15 protein-coding genes are annotated in these 17,948 nt (G+C 61.6%); 11 read left to right on the forward strand and 4 right to left on the reverse strand.

Annotated features, from left to right (window positions below):
- Positions 1-73 precede the first annotated feature (73 nt).
- Together PVZ78_RS14455 and PVZ78_RS14460 are read left to right on the forward strand one after the other, a co-directional pair.
- The gene (locus tag PVZ78_RS14455) at positions 74-703 is read left to right on the forward strand and encodes a LysE family translocator (protein WP_028683370.1); all 630 of its coding nucleotides are present in this window, start codon (positions 74-76) and stop codon (positions 701-703) included.
- 138 nt (positions 704-841) lie between these two features.
- Positions 842-1,942, forward strand: a complete 1,101-nt coding sequence (locus tag PVZ78_RS14460) for a hypothetical protein (RefSeq protein ID WP_273828869.1) — start codon at positions 842-844, stop codon at positions 1,940-1,942.
- On the opposite strand, the gene PVZ78_RS14465 is transcribed toward PVZ78_RS14460, so the two are convergent.
- Positions 1,935-2,708 carry an AraC family transcriptional regulator gene (locus tag PVZ78_RS14465; RefSeq protein WP_009050758.1) on the reverse strand — a complete coding sequence of 258 codons (774 nt, stop codon included), beginning with the start codon at positions 2,706-2,708 and terminating at the stop codon, positions 1,935-1,937. The genes PVZ78_RS14460 and PVZ78_RS14465 overlap by 8 nt on opposite strands.
- A gap of 86 nt (positions 2,709-2,794) precedes the next feature.
- Here PVZ78_RS14465 and PVZ78_RS14470 point away from each other — a divergent pair, with 86 nt between their 5' ends.
- From PVZ78_RS14470 to PVZ78_RS14490, 5 genes are all read left to right on the forward strand, one after another.
- The gene (locus PVZ78_RS14470; RefSeq protein ID WP_028683368.1) at positions 2,795-3,979 is read left to right on the forward strand and encodes an MFS transporter; all 1,185 of its coding nucleotides are present in this window, start codon (positions 2,795-2,797) and stop codon (positions 3,977-3,979) included.
- Positions 3,980-4,148: 169 nt separating this feature from the next.
- Positions 4,149-5,831, forward strand: a complete 1,683-nt coding sequence (locus tag PVZ78_RS14475; protein WP_009050756.1) for a fatty acid--CoA ligase — start codon at positions 4,149-4,151, stop codon at positions 5,829-5,831.
- A gap of 337 nt (positions 5,832-6,168) precedes the next feature.
- Positions 6,169-8,058, forward strand: a complete 1,890-nt coding sequence (locus tag PVZ78_RS14480; RefSeq protein ID WP_028683367.1) for a DUF1302 domain-containing protein — start codon at positions 6,169-6,171, stop codon at positions 8,056-8,058.
- Positions 8,059-8,086: 28 nt separating this feature from the next.
- The gene (locus PVZ78_RS14485) at positions 8,087-9,451 is read left to right on the forward strand and encodes a DUF1329 domain-containing protein (RefSeq protein ID WP_009050754.1); all 1,365 of its coding nucleotides are present in this window, start codon (positions 8,087-8,089) and stop codon (positions 9,449-9,451) included.
- A 328-nt stretch (positions 9,452-9,779) separates the two neighbouring features.
- A complete protein-coding gene (locus PVZ78_RS14490; RefSeq protein WP_273828870.1) occupies positions 9,780-12,515 on the forward strand; it encodes a LuxR C-terminal-related transcriptional regulator in 2,736 nt (911 codons plus the stop codon).
- Positions 12,516-12,523: 8 nt separating this feature from the next.
- Here PVZ78_RS14490 and PVZ78_RS14495 read toward each other — a convergent pair whose 3' ends face one another.
- Together PVZ78_RS14495 and PVZ78_RS14500 are read right to left on the reverse strand one after the other, a co-directional pair.
- Positions 12,524-13,864 carry a sensor histidine kinase gene (locus PVZ78_RS14495; RefSeq protein ID WP_009050752.1) on the reverse strand — a complete coding sequence of 447 codons (1,341 nt, stop codon included), beginning with the start codon at positions 13,862-13,864 and terminating at the stop codon, positions 12,524-12,526.
- The gene (locus tag PVZ78_RS14500) at positions 13,849-14,532 is read right to left on the reverse strand and encodes a response regulator transcription factor (protein ID WP_009050751.1); all 684 of its coding nucleotides are present in this window, start codon (positions 14,530-14,532) and stop codon (positions 13,849-13,851) included. Before PVZ78_RS14500 ends, PVZ78_RS14495 begins: the two co-directional genes overlap by 16 nt.
- A gap of 134 nt (positions 14,533-14,666) precedes the next feature.
- Between PVZ78_RS14500 and PVZ78_RS14505 the strand changes: the two genes are divergently transcribed.
- The 4 genes from PVZ78_RS14505 (at position 14,667) to PVZ78_RS14520 (ending at position 16,849) form a co-directional block, all read left to right on the forward strand.
- Complete coding sequence (locus tag PVZ78_RS14505; protein ID WP_016703559.1) at positions 14,667-14,852, forward strand: hypothetical protein; 186 nt, start codon at positions 14,667-14,669, stop codon at positions 14,850-14,852.
- Complete coding sequence (locus PVZ78_RS14510; protein WP_016703558.1) at positions 14,842-15,087, forward strand: hypothetical protein; 246 nt, start codon at positions 14,842-14,844, stop codon at positions 15,085-15,087. The genes PVZ78_RS14505 and PVZ78_RS14510 overlap by 11 nt, the downstream gene beginning before the upstream one ends.
- Before the next feature lie 149 nt (positions 15,088-15,236).
- Complete coding sequence (locus PVZ78_RS14515; protein ID WP_273828871.1) at positions 15,237-15,740, forward strand: methylated-DNA--[protein]-cysteine S-methyltransferase; 504 nt, start codon at positions 15,237-15,239, stop codon at positions 15,738-15,740.
- A gap of 380 nt (positions 15,741-16,120) precedes the next feature.
- Positions 16,121-16,849, forward strand: coding sequence for a helix-turn-helix transcriptional regulator (locus PVZ78_RS14520; RefSeq protein ID WP_273828872.1), 729 nt, complete (start codon positions 16,121-16,123; stop codon positions 16,847-16,849).
- 1 nt (position 16,850) lies between these two features.
- Here the strand turns inward: PVZ78_RS14520 and PVZ78_RS14525 are convergent, their stop codons facing one another.
- The gene (locus tag PVZ78_RS14525) at positions 16,851-17,531 is read right to left on the reverse strand and encodes an acyl-homoserine-lactone synthase (RefSeq protein ID WP_009050746.1); all 681 of its coding nucleotides are present in this window, start codon (positions 17,529-17,531) and stop codon (positions 16,851-16,853) included.
- Positions 17,532-17,948 lie beyond the last annotated feature (417 nt).

Here is a 17,948-nt window from a genome sequence, read left to right on the forward strand (position 1 = left end):
CTTTTGCACGAGGGTCTGAAGGCGTAATCTGCCGAGCCTAACAGATGAAATAATTAGATACACAGGAGTGTCCATGTACCTCGCCGAGTTCTTGACTGTCGCCCTTATTCACCTGCTTGCCGTGGCCAGCCCGGGCCCGGATTTCGCCGTCGTGGTGCGCGAAAGCGTGACCCACGGTCGCCGCGCCGGCACCTGGACGGCATTGGGCGTCGGCACCGCGATCTTCCTGCACGTGGGCTATTCGCTGCTGGGCATCGGCCTGATCGTGTCGCAATCGATCGTGCTGTTCAACGCGCTGAAATGGGCCGCCGCCGCTTACCTGCTGTACATCGGCTACAAGGCCCTGCGGGCGCAGCCGGCCAAGCCGGCTACCGAGAGCCTGCACCTGGAAGCCGGCGAGCGCACCGCGCGCGGCGCCTTCACTTCCGGTTTCGTGACCAATGGCCTGAACCCGAAAGCGACGCTGTTTTTCCTCTCGCTGTTCACCGTGGTCATCAATCCGCACACGCCCCTGGCCATCCAGGCCGGTTACGGCGTGTACCTGGCGGCGGCGACGGCTACCTGGTTCTGCCTGGTGGCGCTGTTGTTCAGCCAGCAGAAAGTCCGCGCCGGTTTTGCCCGCATGGGCCACTGGTTCGACCGCACCATGGGCGCGGTGCTGATTGCCATCGGGGTGAAGCTGGCCTTTACCGAGATGCATTGAGTCGGTCTTTCCCGCTTAGGCTCTTATCGGATATTTCTGATCATTAATTGGGATTAATCGTACAATCGTCCGCTTTTATGCCACTCCGGCCGGTCGAGCCCCTTGACCGCCCGGAGGGCGCGCGAGACCGGACGCTTGATGACGATACAAAAAGTACCGCAGCAGTTGCTCTATCTGGTTTATGGCGGCAAAGAGGTTTATCGCCATGAAGCGAAATTCAGCATTCTGACGGCCCTCGACCAGAGCAAGAGCGCCGAGCCGCTGGTGATTCGGGTCATGACCGACCGTCCCGAGGACTTCCACGGCTGGCCGGTGCACGTAGTGCCGTTGAGTACGCAAACGCTGGTCGAGTGGCAGGGCGACCAGGGCTACTACCATCGGCGCAAGGCCTGTGCCTTTGCCGCGGGCCTCGAGCTGGCGGACAAGACCCTGTTTGTCGATACCGACACCTTGTTCGAGGCCGACCCGCAGCGGCTGTTCGATCGTATTGCGCCCGGCCAGTACCTGATCGATGAAGACGAGTTTCTCTGGTCCGAAGTCCGTACCCGCCCCGAGTTCGTCAAGCTCGACCGCTACCTGCAGGCCAGCGGTCAGTCGGTGCCCGACGACCAGCGCCTGTTCAACAGCGGGGTCTGTGGCCTGACGGCTGGCGACGGTCCGTTGATGCAGGCCTCGATTGCCTTGATCGATGAGTGGAGCGCGCACATCAAGGACCTGCACACCCTGGAACAGATCGCCCTGTCATTTGCCTTGCGCGGTCAATCCGTGGGCGAGAGCAAGAGTTGCATCTATCACTACTTCTCCGACAAGGACTTCTTCCACGCCATGCAGGCGCTGTTCTTCCAGCGTCACGGCGAAGCTTTCCGGCCGGAATTGTTGCGCATGCAGCGCGAGGTGCCACGGCGCAAAACCTTGCCGTCGCTGTTTCAGCGCTCGCGGATCAAGTTCTACTTGAGGCGACAGAACAAGGACATGCAAAAGGTCGGGCGCGACCTGCTGTATGGCAGCTGCGGCCCGATCTCGCCTTATGTCGAGGCTTGCCGCCATGTCTGGTGGGATCAGGGGCTGCGCCAGATCCAGCGCCGCGGCATGAGCCAGCAGGCGCCGATTCGCGCGCTGGCGCGTGGCGAATGGCCGGCCGGGCTGCCCCGGCCGCAAAACCGCGACGTGGAAAAACGCCTGCGCCACTACCTGCAACAGCATTTGCAGCCGCACGGGCCTGCACACGGGGCTAAGTGATGGGGCCTAGCGCCTTGAACTGATTCAGGGCGCCGAGGTATTCCCGCGGGTGGTGGCCGAGCAAGCGGCAGAACATCGCGCTGAAGGCCCGGGCGCTGCCATAACCCAAGGCCGTCGCCACTTGCTGCACGCTCTCGCCGGCGATCAAGCGTGGCAGGGCTTCCATCAGGCGCAGTTGCTGGCGCCAGGCATTGAAGCTCATTTGCAATTCCTGCTGAAACAGCCGCGCCAGGGTTCGTGAACTGGCGCCGACCTGCTGCGCCCAGTCTTCCAGGGTATTGGCATGATCCGGCGTCTGCAGCAGCGCCTGGCAAATGGCTTGCAGGCGCCGGTCGCGGGGCATGGGGATATGCAGTGGCAGGTTCTCCAGGCGGGCGACTTCTTCCAGCATCAGTTGCTGGATCAGTGGGTTTTCCGCGTGTTCGCGACCCTGCACGGCCCGCAGGATCAGCTCGCGCAGCAGCGGTGTGACCGCCAGCACGCAACATTGCTGCAGCGAAGGCGGCGACAGCTCGGGGGCGATGAACAGCGAACGCATGTGCACATCGCCGGCCATGAAGATTTCATGTTCCACCAGGGGCGGAATCCACACCGCGCGGGTCGGTGGCAGGACCCATGCGCCCTGGGCCGTTACCACGCGCATGGTCCCGCGCACCGCGTACAGCAGTTGTGCCTCGCGATGCCGGTGCAGCTCCTGGTGGGCACCGTCGAGATAATCGCGTGGGTAGGCGCTGACCGGGCCGTGCTGAAAGTGGCTGATTAACATGTCCGATTCGATGACTTTATTGTCAGGAGTGCGTTTTATAGCCAACCTAGCATAACGGCATACCTACAACGAAACAGCGTGCCGTCATGAATCAGTCTCGAAACGTAATCCGCTACATCAACGCCGCCCATGTGATCGATCACATGTTCATGCTGATCTTCCCCGCCGCCGTGCTCGGGATGACCAGGGCCTTCGACCTGGACTATGCCGCGCTGATCGGTCTTTCCCTGGGCGGCTTCATTGCCTTCGGCGCCTGTTCGCTACCGGCCGGCTGGCTGGGCGACCACTGGAGCCGGCGGCAGATGATGCTGCTGTTCTTCTTCGGTATCGGCGCCTCGGCGATTTTCACCGGCCTGAGCAGCAGCCCGACGATGCTGGTGGTCGGCCTGACGCTGATGGGGGTGTTTGCCGCGATCTACCATCCGGTGGGCACGGCGATGCTGGTGGCCTATGCGCAGAACCGCGGGCGGGAGATCGGCATCAATGGCATGTGGGGCAATCTCGGCGTGGCCTTTTCGGCATTGATCAGCGGGCTGCTGGTGGCGCATTTCGGCTGGCGTTCGGCGTTCATCCTGCCGGGCGTGGTGGCGATTGCCCTGGGCCTGGGGTTTGCCTGGCAGGTGCGTGAAGAGCCCATCCCGGCACGGCCCCATGTGCGGCTCAAGGGCGTGGACGGCCAGCGCATTTCCATGGCCATGGTGTTTGGCGTCCTGGCCCTGGCAACCGCGACCGGCGGGGTGGTGTTCAACGCCACCACCATGACCTACCCGAAGCTGTTCCAGGAGCGCCTGCAGGACCTGTTCGCTTCGCCGCAGACCCTGGGCCTGGTGGTCAGCCTGGCGTATGCCTTCGGCGCCGTGGCGCAACTGAGCATTGGCCGGGTGCTGCATCGCTTCAGTCTGAAATGGCCCTTTATCTTCTTGACCCTGTGCCAGGCGCCGCTGCTGTTCGGCCTGGCCGAGGTCGAGGGCTGGGCGGTCATCGGCCTGGGAGCGGCCTTTATGTTCGTGGTGTTCGGGCAGGTCACGGTGAACGATGCGATGGTCGCCAACTTCGTTGCCCCGCAGTGGCAGTCCCGGGTGTTTGCCTTGCGCTACTGCCTGTCGTTCGGCGCCAGTGCCACGGCGATTCCGTTGATTGCCTTTGTCGAGCCGCGCCAGGGGCTGGCCGGGCTGTACCTGATCCTGAGTGGTTTCGCCGCGCTGACCTTCGCCGCCGCGTTGATCTTCCCGCGTACCCCGGCGGAGGCCGCGGCGGGGCAGGCCGCTTGAGGGAGCATGGGAGTGTCTTCGCGTGAATCCCCGGTCGCACGAATGCTGGCTTGGAGCTAGCATTCGTACGGCTCTGCAAATCATTCCTTTGGCTGATTTGGCAGAGCCAACGGCGCTCTAGAGTGAGCGTTCTCAAGCCACGACCGTGCAGTCACGAAAAGGGATGCTTATGTTGCAGACTCGCGTTATTCCGCCAGCCGAAGGCGCTTACCAATACCCGTTATTGATCAAGCGGCTGCTGATGTCCGGCACCCGTTACGAGAAGACCCGTGAAATCGTTTACCGGGACAAACTGCGTTACAGCTACCCAACCCTGATCGAGCGCGTGGCCAGGCTGGCGAACGTGTTGACGGCTGCCGGGGTCAAGGCCGGGGATACCGTGGCGGTGATGGACTGGGACAGCCATCGCTACCTGGAGTGCATGTTCGCCATCCCGATGATCGGCGCGGTGATCCACACCATCAACGTGCGCCTGTCGCCGGAACAGATCCTGTACACCATGAACCACGCCGAGGACCGCTTCGTGCTGGTCAACAGCGAGTTCGTCGGGCTCTACCAGGCGATCGCCGGGCAACTGACCACGGTGGAGAAAACCCTGCTGCTGACCGACGGCCCGGAAAAGAGCGCCGACCTGCCGAACCTGGTGGGCGAATACGAGCAGCTTCTGGCCGCTGCCAGCACCCAGTACGCCTTCGAGGATTTCGACGAAAACTCGGTGGCCACCACCTTCTACACCACCGGCACCACCGGCAACCCGAAGGGCGTGTACTTCACCCACCGCCAGCTGGTGCTGCATACCATGGGCGTGGCGGTGATCATGGGCAGCATCGACAGCGTGCGCCTGCTGGGCACCAGCGATGTGTACATGCCGATTACCCCGATGTTCCACGTGCATGCCTGGGGCCTGCCTTATGTGGCGACCATGCTCGGCCTCAAGCAGGTCTATCCCGGTCGTTACGACCCGGAGCTGCTGGTGGAGCTGTGGCGCAAGGAAAAGGTCACCTTCTCCCACTGCGTGCCGACCATCCTGCAGATGCTGCTCAATGCCAAGGCGGCCCAGGGCACGGATTTCGGCGGCTGGAAGATCGTCATCGGCGGCAGCGCGCTCAACCGTGCGCTGTACGAGGCCTCCAAGGCCAAGGGCATTCAGCTGACGGCGGCCTATGGCATGTCGGAAACCGGGCCGCTGGTGTCCTGTGCCCACCTCAACGAAGAGCTGCTGGCGGGCACCGAGGATGAACGCACCTCCTACCGGATCAAGGCCGGCGTGCCCGGGCCTCTGGTGGAGGCGGCGATTGTCGATGGCGACGGCAACTTCCTGCCGGCCGATGGCGAGACCCAGGGTGAGCTGGTGCTGCGCGCACCCTGGCTGACCGAAGGCTATTTCAACGAACCGCAGAAGGGCGCGGAGCTGTGGGAAGGCGGCTGGCTGCACACCGGCGACGTGGCGACCCTCGACGGCATGGGTGTGATCGACATTCGCGACCGGATCAAGGATGTGATCAAGACCGGAGGCGAGTGGGTATCGTCTCTGGCCCTGGAAGACCTGATCAGTCGCCACCCGGCGGTACGCGAAGTAGCAGTGGTGGGTATTCCCGATCCGCAGTGGGGCGAGCGCCCGTTTGCCTTGCTGGTGGTCCGCGAAGGGCATGCAATCGAGGCCAAGGAGCTCAAGGAACATCTCAAGCCGTTTGTCGAACAGGGGCACTTGAGCAAGTGGGCGATTCCCAGTCAGATCGCCCTTGTTACTGAAATTCCCAAGACCAGTGTCGGCAAGCTCGACAAGAAGCGCATCCGCCTCGACATCACCGAATGGCAGGCCAACAACAGCACCTTTCTTTCGACCCTGTAAGCACCTCCTACCGTGCCCGAAAGGGCACGGTAGAGCCCACCAAGCAAGCGCTTGCCTTGTCAAATTCGAATTTTCAGCCATCCTTGCCGTGCCGGCATTTGCCGGACTGGCGAAAGGACCGTTCCAGAGTGGTTGGAGGCTGCAAATCACACTTTAGAGGGATCAAGCCGTACCACCTGCTGGCTATAGTCCGCCCAAGGATTTTTAAGAACGGGGCAACCGCACAACACGGGGCGATGCAACTTTGAACGACTTCGGGGCTGACTGGGTTCCGCCCGTTCAGAGCGTTTTTAAAAGTGCTCACTGCCATAACAATAAAGCACATGGAGTAGCGTCGATGACATCAGTAAACCAGCTCTGGCGCCGGGCGAAACTGCCTCTGGCCGTCAGTCTCGCCTCTACGCTCGCCGGGCCTGCCTTCGGCGTCAGTTTCAACATCGGTGAAATCGAAGGTCAGTTCGACTCCTCTCTATCGCTGGGTGCGAGCTGGTCTACCCAGAGCCCCAACAAGAACCTGATTGGTGTCAACAACGGCGGTCATGGCCTGTCCCAGACCTCCGACGATGGCCACGCTAACTTCAAAAGTGGCGAAACCTTTTCCAAGATCTTCAAGGGCATCCATGACCTTGAATTGAAATACGGCGACACCGGCGTCTTCGTCCGTGGCAAATATTGGTATGACTTCGAACTCAAGGACGAAAGCCGCGAGTTCAAGGACATCAGCGACAGCAACCGCAAGGAAGGCGCCAAGTCTTCCGGCGGGCAGATCCTCGACGCTTTCATCTATCACAACTACTCGATCGCCGAGCAGCCGGGTTCCGTGCGTCTGGGCAAGCAAGTGGTGAGCTGGGGTGAAAGTACCTTCATCGGCGGCGGCATCAACTCGATCAACCCGATCGACGTATCGGCTTTCCGCCGTCCTGGCGCGGAGATCAAGGAAGGCCTGATCCCGGTCAACATGTTCTACGTCTCCCAGAGCCTGACCGACAACCTCTCGGCCGAAGCCTTCTATCAGCTGGAATGGGACCAGACCGTCGTCGACAACTGCGGCACCTTCTTCTCCCAGCCGGACATCATCGCCGACGGTTGCAGCGACAACCTGCGGGTGCTGAACAAACGCTCGACCATTCCATCGATTGCCCTGGGGCCATTGGCCGCCGCGGGTGTCGACGTCAACCAGGAAGGCGTGCTGGTACGTCGTGGCCCGGACCGCGATGCGCGGGACAGCGGGCAGTGGGGCGTGTCCTTCAAGTACATGTACGAGCCGCTCGACACCGAGTTCGGCGCGTACTTCATGAACTACCACAGCCGTGCGCCGATCTTCAGCGCCACCGGTGCCCCGCAGTCGGTCTTCGATCGCGTGGCGGCCTTGCCTCCAGCGTTCCGCGCCTTGGGCCCACTGGTGGTTGCCGGTAGCTCCGAGTACTTCGTCGAGTACCCTGAGGACATTCGCCTCTACGGCCTGAGCTTCTCCACCACCTTGCCTACCGGTACCGCGTGGAGTGGTGAGATCAGCTATCGCCCGAACGCTCCGGTGCAACTGAACTCCACCGATATCCTGTTCGCCGGTGTTCGCCCATTGGGCGGTACCCTGGCCAATGCCTCGCTGCTCGACGGCTCGCCGGGCCAGGACCTGCACGGCTATCGCCGTAAAGAGATCACCCAACTGCAGACCACCTTCACCCACTTCTTCGATCAGGTCATGGGCGCCAGCCGCCTGACCCTGGTCGGTGAAGTCGGCCTGACCTACGTGGGCGGCCTGGAAAGCACCTCCAAGGTTCGTTACGGCCGCGATCCGGTCTACGGCCCGGGCGAACTGCCTGCCACCGGCAGCCTGGACACCTGCTCGCAGATCCTCAATACCAGCACCATCAACGGCGCGGGTCCAGGCGCGGCGACCAACAATCGCAGCCGCAACTGTAACGACGACGGCTTCACCACCTCGACTTCCTGGGGTTATCGCGGTCGTGCCATCTGGGAATACAACGACGTGTTCGCCGGTGTGAACCTCAAGCCGAACGTGGCCTGGTCCCATGACGTCAGTGGTTACTCGCCTGGCCCTGGCGGCAACTTCGAGGAAGGTCGCAAGGCCATCAGCCTGGGCGTGGATGCCGAGTACCAGAACACCTACACCGCGAGCCTGGCGTACACCAACTTCTTCGACGGCAAGTACACCACCGTGGATGACCGTGACTTCGTGGCCCTCAGTTTCGGCGTGAACTTCTAAGCACTGCATTTTCAGGAAGAACAAGAATATGAAAGTAACCAAGAGTCTGTTGCAGGTCGGTGTCCTCGGGCTGTCGCTGCTGGCGACCGGGGTCATGGCCGCGGTCTCGGCCGATGAAGCGGCCAAGCTGGGTACCTCCCTGACGCCGATGGGCGCGGAAATGGCCGGTAACTCCGCCGGTACCATTCCCGCCTGGAAAGCCTTGCCGACCAACGCCGGCAATGTGGACGGCAAGGGCTTCCTGTCCAACCCGTACGCCAGCGAGCAGCCGCAGTTCACCATCACCGCGCAGAACGTCGAGCAGTACAAGGACAAGCTGGCGCCGGGGCAGTACGCGATGTTCAAGCGCTATCCTGAAACCTACAAGATGCCGGTCTATCCTTCCCACCGCGGTGCCACGGTGCCCGCCGACGTGTTCGCCGCGATCAAGGAAAACGCCACCAAGACCAACCTGGTCAGCGGCGGCAATGGCCTGGAAAACTTCAAGACCGCCATTCCGTTCCCGATTCCGAAAAGCGGCGTGGAAGTCATCTGGAACCACATTACCCGCTATCGCGGCGGCAGCGTGACCCGTCTGGTGACCCAGGCGACGCCACAGGCCAACGGCTCGTTCAGCCTGGTGTACTTCCAGGACCAGTTCGTGTTCCGCGACAAAATGAAGGACTACGATCCGGCGAACCCGGGCAACATCCTGTTCTACTTCAAGCAGAAAGTGACCGCGCCGGCGCGCCTGGCCGGTGGTGTGCTGCTGGTGCACGAAACCCTCGACCAGGTGAAGGAACCGCGCTCGGCCTGGGTCTACAACGCTGGCCAGCGTCGTGTGCGTCGCGCCCCGCAAGTGTCGTATGACGGTCCGGGTACCGCGGCCGACGGCCTGCGTACTTCCGACAACCTCGACATGTACAACGGCGCGCCGGACCGCTACGACTGGAAGCTGGAAGGCAAGAAGGAGATGTACATCGCCTCCAACAGCTACAAGCTCGACTCGCCGCAACTGAAGTACGCCGAGATCATCAAGGCCGGCCACATCAACCAGGATCTGGCACGCTACGAGCTGCGCCGTGTCTGGCACGTGGTCGCGACCCTGAAGGAAGGTCAGCGTCATATCTACGCCAAGCGTGACTTCTACATCGATGAAGACACCTGGCAGGCCGCGGTGATCGACCACTACGACGGTCGTGGCCAGCTGTGGCGCGTGGCCGAGGCGCATGCCGAGAACTACTACGACAAGCAAGTGCCGTGGTACGCCCTGGAAACCCTCTACGACCTGCAGTCCGGCCGTTACCTGGCACTGGGCATGAAGAACGAAGAGAAATCGGCCTATGACTTCGGCTTTACTGCCACCACCAGCGACTTCACCCCGGCGGCCCTGCGCCAGGATGGCGTTCGTTAACCCGCGGTAAATCGAGGCGCATCCTCGATCGACGCCCCGACTGGTTCGGGGCGTTTTTTATTGTCTGGGTTTTTCTACAAAACACGGGGTGGCCCCTGTAGGAGCGAGCTTGCTCGCGAAAAATACTCCAGACAATGCCACCTCCCGGTAAAACCGCGCTGAGCTGATCGCGAGCAAGCTCGCTCCTACAAGTACGCGGGGAGCGCTGACAAACCCGGTTGTATTCTTTTTCTATCCATCTGTAGCAAAAATCTTCAACAGGGGGCTTTTTACCGCTAGTCTGCCGACATCTGTATTGCCGACAACAGCACTTCAATAAGAGTTGGCCATGACTGATCTGTCCCGTATCCAGGGGCCTGCCGGTGCGGCCATCCCCGCGCCGGAAGGGCGCTTCTACCGACCTCCCTTGCCCGACGGCTACGTTCTGCGGCCGCGTCTGTGCGAGCGCTTGAGCGCGGGCCTCAATGGCCGGTTGCTGTTGGTCAGTGCGCCGGCCGGTTTTGGCAAGAGTTCGCTGGCGGTGGAGTTCTGCCAAAGCCTGCCGCCGCACTGGCGCAGCCTGTGGCTGGGGCTCAGTCGCCGGGACAACGATCCGGGACGTTTTCTCGAACGCCTGCTCGAGGGGCTGCAACAGTATTTCGCCCAACTGGGCAGCCAATCCCTCGGGCTGCTGAAGATGCGCCAGCGCCACCAGCCCTTCGCCTTCGAAGAATGGCTGGACGGCCTGCTCGACGAGTTGGCGGCCCATCTTTCCAGTGCGTCTCCCTTGTTGCTGGTGCTGGACGATTACCACCTGGCCCAGGGGCCGGTGCTCGATCGTTGCCTGCAGTTCTTCCTCAATCATCTACCCGACGGCCTCTTGGTGCTGGTGACCAGCCGCCAGCGCCCGGACTGGCACCTGGCGCGTTTGCGCCTGTCGCGGCAGTTGCTGGAACTGCACGAGCAGGACCTGCGCCTGACCTACGACGAATCCCTGACCCTGCTCGACCGGCACAGCAGTTCGTTGCGCGGCGAGGCGCTGGAAAGCCTGATCCTGCGCAGCGAAGGCTGGGTAGCGGGGCTGCGTTTCTGGTTGCTGGCGGCCTCGGAGGCGGGCAGCGGTGGAGCCTTGCCGCAGTCACTGAATGGCGGCGAAGGCCTGATTCGCGATTATCTGCTGGAAGAAGTCATCGATTGCCTGCCTGCCGAAGTGCAGTCGTTCCTCTACGACACGGCGCCCCAGGAGCGCTTCTGCAGCGAACTGTGCGATGCGCTGCGCGAGTCCCACGACAGTGCCGAGATCCTGCGTTACCTGCTGGCCCACCAGGTATTCCTGGTGCCGCTGGACGAGCAGGGGCATTGGTACCGTTATCACCACCTGTTCTCCGACCTGCTGCGCACCCGGCCCACCGCCAATGCGGTATTGCCGCCGGCCAGCCTGCACCTGCGCGCCTGTCGCTGGTTCAACGCCCAGGGGCTGCTGGACGAAGCGGTGGAGCAGGCGTTGCGCGCCGGGCACCTGGATGTGGCGGCGAACCTGGTACAGAACTTGTCCGAGGAACAACTGCTGGCCGAGCAGAACGTCGGCATGTTGCTGCGCTGGAAAATGGACTTGCCCGACAGCCTGCTGATCAGCACCCCGCGGCTGATCGTGCTGTACAGCTGGGCGCTGGGGCTGGCGTGCCAGCTGGATGCCGCCGAGGAGCTGGCCAGCCATTTGAGTCGCTTCCTGCCGGCCCCTTCGGCCACTGCGCAGAAATCCATGCTGGCGCAATGGCTGGCCTTGAGCGGGATCGTCGCCCGCGGGCGGGGGAATCGCGAGCTGACCCTGCTGTATTGCACCGAAGCCCTGGAAACCTTGCCGCAGAAACGTTACGGGCAGCGGCTGGTATGCCTGTCGACCCTGTCCAACCTGGCGATCGCCGATGGCGACCTGTGGCGCGCCCGGGGGCTCAACCGCGAATCCCTGGAGCTGGCGCAGCGGGTCGGCAACCCCTTGTTCGAGGCCCTGGCCCATTACGACCGGGCCCGGGTGCTGCAGGCCCGCGGCGAGATCCTGCGGGCGCTGGATGAAGTGCGCCAGGGCTTGCAGCGCTTGTATGGCCTGTCCGCGCAACGCCTGTACGCGGTACGTGCGCGGCTGACGCTGTATGAGGGGTATCTGCTGACGTTGCGCTGCCAGCCCGAGACCGGGCTGGCGCGCTTGCGGGCGGGGCTGGTCGAGGCCCGGGCCTGTCGCGATATCAGCGTGCTGATCGGCCATTGTGTGATCGCCAACCTGGAAGGCCACAACGGTGAGTTTGCCAAGGCCTTTGCCGAGCTGGCCGAGGCCGAACGCCTGATGCACATCTGGGACGTCCCGCCGATCTACTACCTGGCGATGATTACCCTGGTCAAATGCGAACTCTGGCTGGCCCAGGGCCGCACCGACCTGGCGCAGGCCTGGCTGGCTCGCCTGGGGCAGACCTACACCGGCGACCAGGCCGCCGCGGCGCCGGAATTTCATCCACAGCTGCCGCTGCATATCGAGTTGCAGCAAGCCTTGCTCGACAGCATCCAGGGCGAGCCGGCCCTGGCCGAACAGCGCCTGGACAAACTGGTGGAGCATGGCCGCGAGACCGGGCGGCAGATGCTCAATGTGATGGCCTTGAATCAGAAGGTCGCGCTGTTGCTGGCCCAGAGGCGCGACCCCGAGGCCCGGCAGGCCTTTGCCCTGGCGCTGGAGGCGGCCGTGGGCGGGGCATTGCAACCGTTCGAATGGGCGGTGCGGGCGCATCCGGCCTGGATCCGCGAGCAGCTGCAGCAGGGGCCGGCGACGCCATTGCGCCAGACCTTGCTCGAACGCCTGCCGGCCGCCGTGGCGCGCGAGCCTCTGGAGCAGCATCACGGCGAAGCCCTCAGCTCCCGCGAACTGGCGGTGCTGCAACTGATCGCCCAGGGCTGTTCCAACCAGGAAATCAGCGATCAGTTGTTTATCTCGCTGCACACCGTGAAGACCCACGCCAGCCATATCAACAGCAAGCTGGGGGTGGAGCGTCGCACCCAGGCCGTGGCCCGGGCCCAGGAGCTGGGCTTGCTGGGTTGATCGGGCTGTCAGTCGATCTCGCGGGCATTGCCTTCGGCGCGCTCTTGGGGCGCAGCTGGAGGCTCGGTGGGGGTGAAGTCCAGGGTCACCGTGAAGCGCTGTTGTTCGGTCACGACCTGGATTGTCCAGCCCAGCCTGGCGCACAGCTGGCGCATCAGCTCCAGGCCCAGGCCATAGCCGAAATCGCTGGATTCTTCCGGCTGGCGGGTGTCACGGACGCGGTTGACGATGCGCAGTCGCAGCTGCTCGAAGGTGATTTCGATGCTGCCTTCGTCGGCATATTGCAGGGCATTGCGTAGAAAATTGCCGACCACGATCCGGCAGGCGGTCGGGGGCAGCCGACAGGGTTCGTTGCTGATGTCGAGGATCAGTTCGATATCCCGCTTGCCGATCAGGTAGCGATGCTCCTGGATCAGTTCGTTGAACAGCTCGGCCATGTCGATGGCTTCTTCCGGCAAGGGTTCAAGGCGCTCGCGGCTCATCCACAGCAGCGTCTCGGCAATGCGCTGCATGTTCAGCACCGAGCGCTCGATACGTTGCAGAGGCGGGGGCAGGGTGCCGCCGGACTGCAGGGCCAGCAGTTCCAGGTTGGCCTTGAGCACCGCCAGCGGCGTGCGCAACTCATGGCTGGTGTAGCGCAGCAGGCGTCCCTCGCGCAGGCTGGCGGCCTGCACCTGCTGCACGCTCTGGGCCAGGGAGTCAGCCAGTACATTGAATTCCTTGAAGCGGAAATTCGGCCGTTGGCTGGACACCGCATGAGGATCTTTCAGGGTGGTGGACCACTGGGCCAACCGGCCGAGAGGACGTACCAGCCACCAGACCAGCAGGACGATGATGATCAGTGCCGGGACGAAGACCCCCAGGCTGATGAAGTTGACGCTGTTCAGTTCGTGATCGAGATAGGCATCGGACAACGGAGTCTCGACCTCGCCACCTTCTTCATGGTCGTGGTCGACATCGAACATGTACAGGGTTTTGCCGTCACCCAGGGGCTGGGCCAGGATCGCTTTGACTTCATCCTGTCCATCGGCGTCCAGTTCGCCGAACACCTGCACGGCGCCGAAGGACAGGGTTGGCGGCGTATCCAGCAACTGGCGAATTTTCGGCGGCAACGCCTCCTTGCCGATAACGCTGCTGAAGAAATAGTTCTGTGGCGGGGGCAGGCTTGGGTCTTTCTTGTAATGCCTGACGAAGTACAGGGCTTGCTCTTCCATCATGGCGCTGGCGGTATAGAGCAGGCCACGGACGCTGTAGCTCGAGAGCAGTTGGCTGTAGATCAGCAGCACCACGGCGATCAACAGCAGGAAACTGCCGCTGATCACCCATTTCAGACTCAGCCCCTTGCGCATGGAGCCCTCAGCTGTACGCCAATGCCGGAAAGAGTGTGGATCAGCGGTTGGCTGAAATCCTTGTCCACGGTCTTGCGCAAGCGGTGCATATGCACCTTGAGGGTATTGCTGTCCGGTGGCTCGTCGCCCCAGACCGTGGCCTCGAGACGTTCGCGACCCACCGGCTCGGGACTGGCGCGCATCAGGCACTCCAGCAAGGTCCAGCAGATGGGCGACAGGTGCAGTTCCTGTCCGGCGCGGCTGACCTTGCGGGTGGACAGGTCCATGGTCAGGTCGGCCACCTGCAGGCGGCTGGCCTGGCCGCTGCGCCGCAGGCTCAGGGCGCGGATCCTGGCCACCAGTTCGGCCAGCTCGAAGGGCTTGACCAGATAATCGTCGGCGCCCATGGCAAAGCTGGCGAGCTTGTCCGGCAGGGCATCCAGCGAGGTGAGCATCAGGATCGGTGTCTGTTTGCCCTGTTCGCGCAGCTGTTTGCACAGCTGTTGGCCATCCAGGCGCGGCAGCATGATGTCCAGCAGGATCACATCATAGTGCTGGTCCAGCGCCAGGCTCAGGCCGGTCCGGCCATTGCTGGCGTGATCGCAGACGATCCCGTTGATCTCCAGGTATTCGATGACGGTGTTGGCCAGGTCGAGGTTGTCCTCGACCAGCAGCAGGTGGATATGCACGGGAACGTCCCCTTGGACCCTTGTCGCTCAGTGGCCCAGAGGATAACGGAGTCGGGCGTTTTTTTAGCGATGTTTACCTGGCGTTAACCTGTCGGACTCTAGGGTGGCGGCTTTTACACCAAGAGGGCGCCACCATGAACCTGTCTCCTTTGATCAAAGACATTCTGCTGGTCTTGATTGTCATCGGCCTGCTGGCCTATGGCTCGCTGTCCAGAACGCCCGCGGTGCGCCTGGGCGAGGGTGGGCCGCGAGGAGGATTCTTGATCGGGCATGGCAGGGAGCTGACAGCAGGATCGGACGCCATTGCCCATGCATTCTGAAAAGGCCGGCGCGGGCTACACCGACCAACTGGTGTTTTGCTTGCTGCTGATTCTTTGCGTGTCGCTTGCGCTGGGCACCTATATCGTCCGGCTCAATGCGCGCATCGATCAGCAGCGTGAACTGTCGCCGGTGCATCTGCTCGAGTGCGGCAATGGGCGCGGCGCCTTTATCGTCTATCCCCATGGGCGGCGCAGCAGCAGTGACAATTGTTATCTGATCGAAGAGGATGAGTAGCCAGCGTAGCGCCATCCAGGAAGATCCGGCGCTGAATTCAAGCACAAGAAACGTAGTTCTTGCGCTTGAATGTCGATCTACAGTGCAGGCGTACCGGGATGAAGGCCGGGTTCGGGCCTGATCTCCCTGGAAGATAAAGGAGGCTTAGCATGTCCTGCGTATTCAAATTGATGAACTCGCCCGTCGGTCAACTGACCCTGGTTGCCAGAGGCACGAAGCTTGCCGCGATTCTCTGGGAGAATGAACGCGAAAACCGCGTGCGTCTCGGCCCGTTGCAGCCAGCCGACGATCACCCGGTCTTGCTGGAAACCGAACGCCAGCTCAACGAGTACTTTGCCGGCAGCCGCGATTGCTTCGAGCTGGAGCTGGACTTTGTCGGCACCGAGTTCCAACGCAAGGTCTGGCAGGCGCTGCTGACCATTCCCTTCGGTGAAACCCGCAGCTACAGCCAGATTGCCGCCCAGGTCGGCAGCCCCAAGGCCGTGCGCGCAGTCGGCGCGGCGAATGGCCGGAACCCGATCTCGATCATCGCCCCCTGCCACCGGGTGATCGGCGCCTCGGGCAGCCTCACCGGTTTTGCCGGCGGCCTGCAGGCCAAGCAGTTCCTGCTGGCGCTGGAGGAGGGCGAGCAGACATTGTCACTGGGCTTCTAGCCCTGCCAACCACTGGCGTGACGACAGGAACATCTTGTCTACAACAGCGGTTGTAGAGCGGTTGCCGCGATATCGTCCGGTATTAACCGAACGGGTAATAAGAGTTTTGTATTCTGTCGTCAAAAAAACATCACAAACTGCTCGCTATAATTTCTTACAAGTACAACTAAAGCTGTATAGCCTGCCTGCTTGATTTCTATCAAGCCATAACAGAATATAGCCCGCCAGCGTATCGGGACTTACCAACTTGGTGGGTCAGCAGCTATGTATTCACGTGCTTAGGCGTAATAAGAAAAATCTTACTCATAAGAAAAATCTTACGTCGTCTTCGCCCTCTCCCGAGAAGGTGAAGTAATCCTGAAATATAACGAGCTCATGACATGGATAGTCGACTAAAATACTCAGGCTTTATTCCGGCCGACGAAAGTAATTCAAATGTCTGTTTTAAATTAGAGCTTGAAAAACTGTTGGGTGACCTGCAGGGGGCAAGTTATGCCTACTTTGCCGCCCCTCGAAACCGCGAAGTAGCCCCTCTTATTATTTCGAACTACCCATCGCGCTGGCTGAAAGCCTATAAGAATGCCAACTATCATTTGATCGACCCGATCATTCATCACGGTCTTAAAAGTTGCGCGCCGTTTTCCTGGAGCGACGCCCTCCAGGCCGCCTCCTGTGACAAGAGTCGGGAGTTGTTTCGACGTTCCAGCCAATACCGCATCTGCTCCGGCGCGACGTTTACCCTGCATGACGCCTGCGGCATGTTCAGTTCGCTGAGCCTTTGCAATAGCGGGTCGCAAGCCGAATTTGAGCGGCGCATGGCCGACCAGCAGGGGCAGCTGCAGATGGCGCTGATCCGCTTTCATAGCCGGCTGCTGAGCCTGCGGGCGATGGACGAGCTGTTCCCCGAGCCTCAGACCGGGCCGCTTTCGGCCAGGGAGCTGGGGGTGCTCAAGTGGGTGATGATGGGCAAGGCCTACCGGGAAATCGCGCTGATCTGCGCGATTTCCGAGCGGACGGTCAAATTTCACATGTCGAACATTTCCGGAAAGCTGCAGGTCTGCAACGCCAAGCAGGCGGTCTACGAGGCTCAGCGCCAGGGCATCCTCTGATTCAGGCGCTGATCCGCTGAGGCTCGTAGAACGCGGTGTGGAGCGGGTTCAGGCGCTGCGGCCAGCAACTGAGCTGCGTGGATGACAAGGGGCATTTGCGAGCGATGCTGGACAGCAGGCGCTGACGATTGGCGTCGCTGATCGGCATGTTCAGCAGCAGCACCTTTTCTCCCGGCGCGGCCTCGCCGGTGTCCATTACTTCGTAGTGCCAGCCGGCGTTGCGGACGATCCGTCCCATGGCGTTGCTGACCACCGTGATGATCGATTCCAGGCCGCTGCGCGCGGCATGGTTGTGCATGCACAACAGGAGCATTTCGGTCAGCGGCAGATGGGCCAGGCCGAGCTGGCGCGAGCGGGTCTTGTCGACGAAAAAGCGGCTGGATTCAGCCATCAACGCCTGTTTGGGCGGCGCGCAGCGGAAAAAGTCGCGGAACGGCCCTTCGACCATGTAGGGATCCAGGGTGTTGATCAGGCGCAGGCCGGCCAGGGGCACGCCTTTCCAGGTACCGATCAGGTAGGTGGTGCGCTCGTTGTCGTACTCATCGAACTCGATGTCATTCTTTATATTAACCTTCCAGTTCAAACGATCGGCGAATACTTCCTTGCGCAGGCCATACAAATCGGCGACCCAGGCGTGGGGCGTCGCACTATAGTCGAGCGCGTGAAATTCGATGGATTCCATATTGTTGAAGTTCTTCCATGGGGTATGGTCAGTACTAAGGATTGGGCTCGCACCGTTCGCGGAGAGTCAACTTGCGACTAAGGCAAATCAATTGTGCGGCGTTTGTTAGTTTAACAATGTCTGCCCGGAGACAACCTGTACTTAGGTGCAGTTGCAGGTTGCCTGAGTTGATTTTCATTACGCACTTGGCCATCTGTACCTAGATACAGTTGTCCTCCCCGGGCAATTACGACAACTTATGCCGGGCAGTGGTTAAGCCCTCAATAACGCCGTAGAGCTGAGCTTTGCAATGTTGGACGATTGTTCCAACTAGTGCGTACATGGCTTGTACTTGCGAGTACTCCACTTGCCTTAATCGTCGAATATGCCAATGGCAGTCTGAGTGTCTGGATCAGGCTTCTTCACGCTGCGTGGCAT

The organism is Pseudomonas sp. SBT1-2 (genome assembly GCF_028640875.1).
In the GTDB taxonomy this organism is placed as follows: Bacteria; Pseudomonadota; Gammaproteobacteria; order Pseudomonadales; family Pseudomonadaceae; genus Aquipseudomonas; species Aquipseudomonas chlororaphis_I.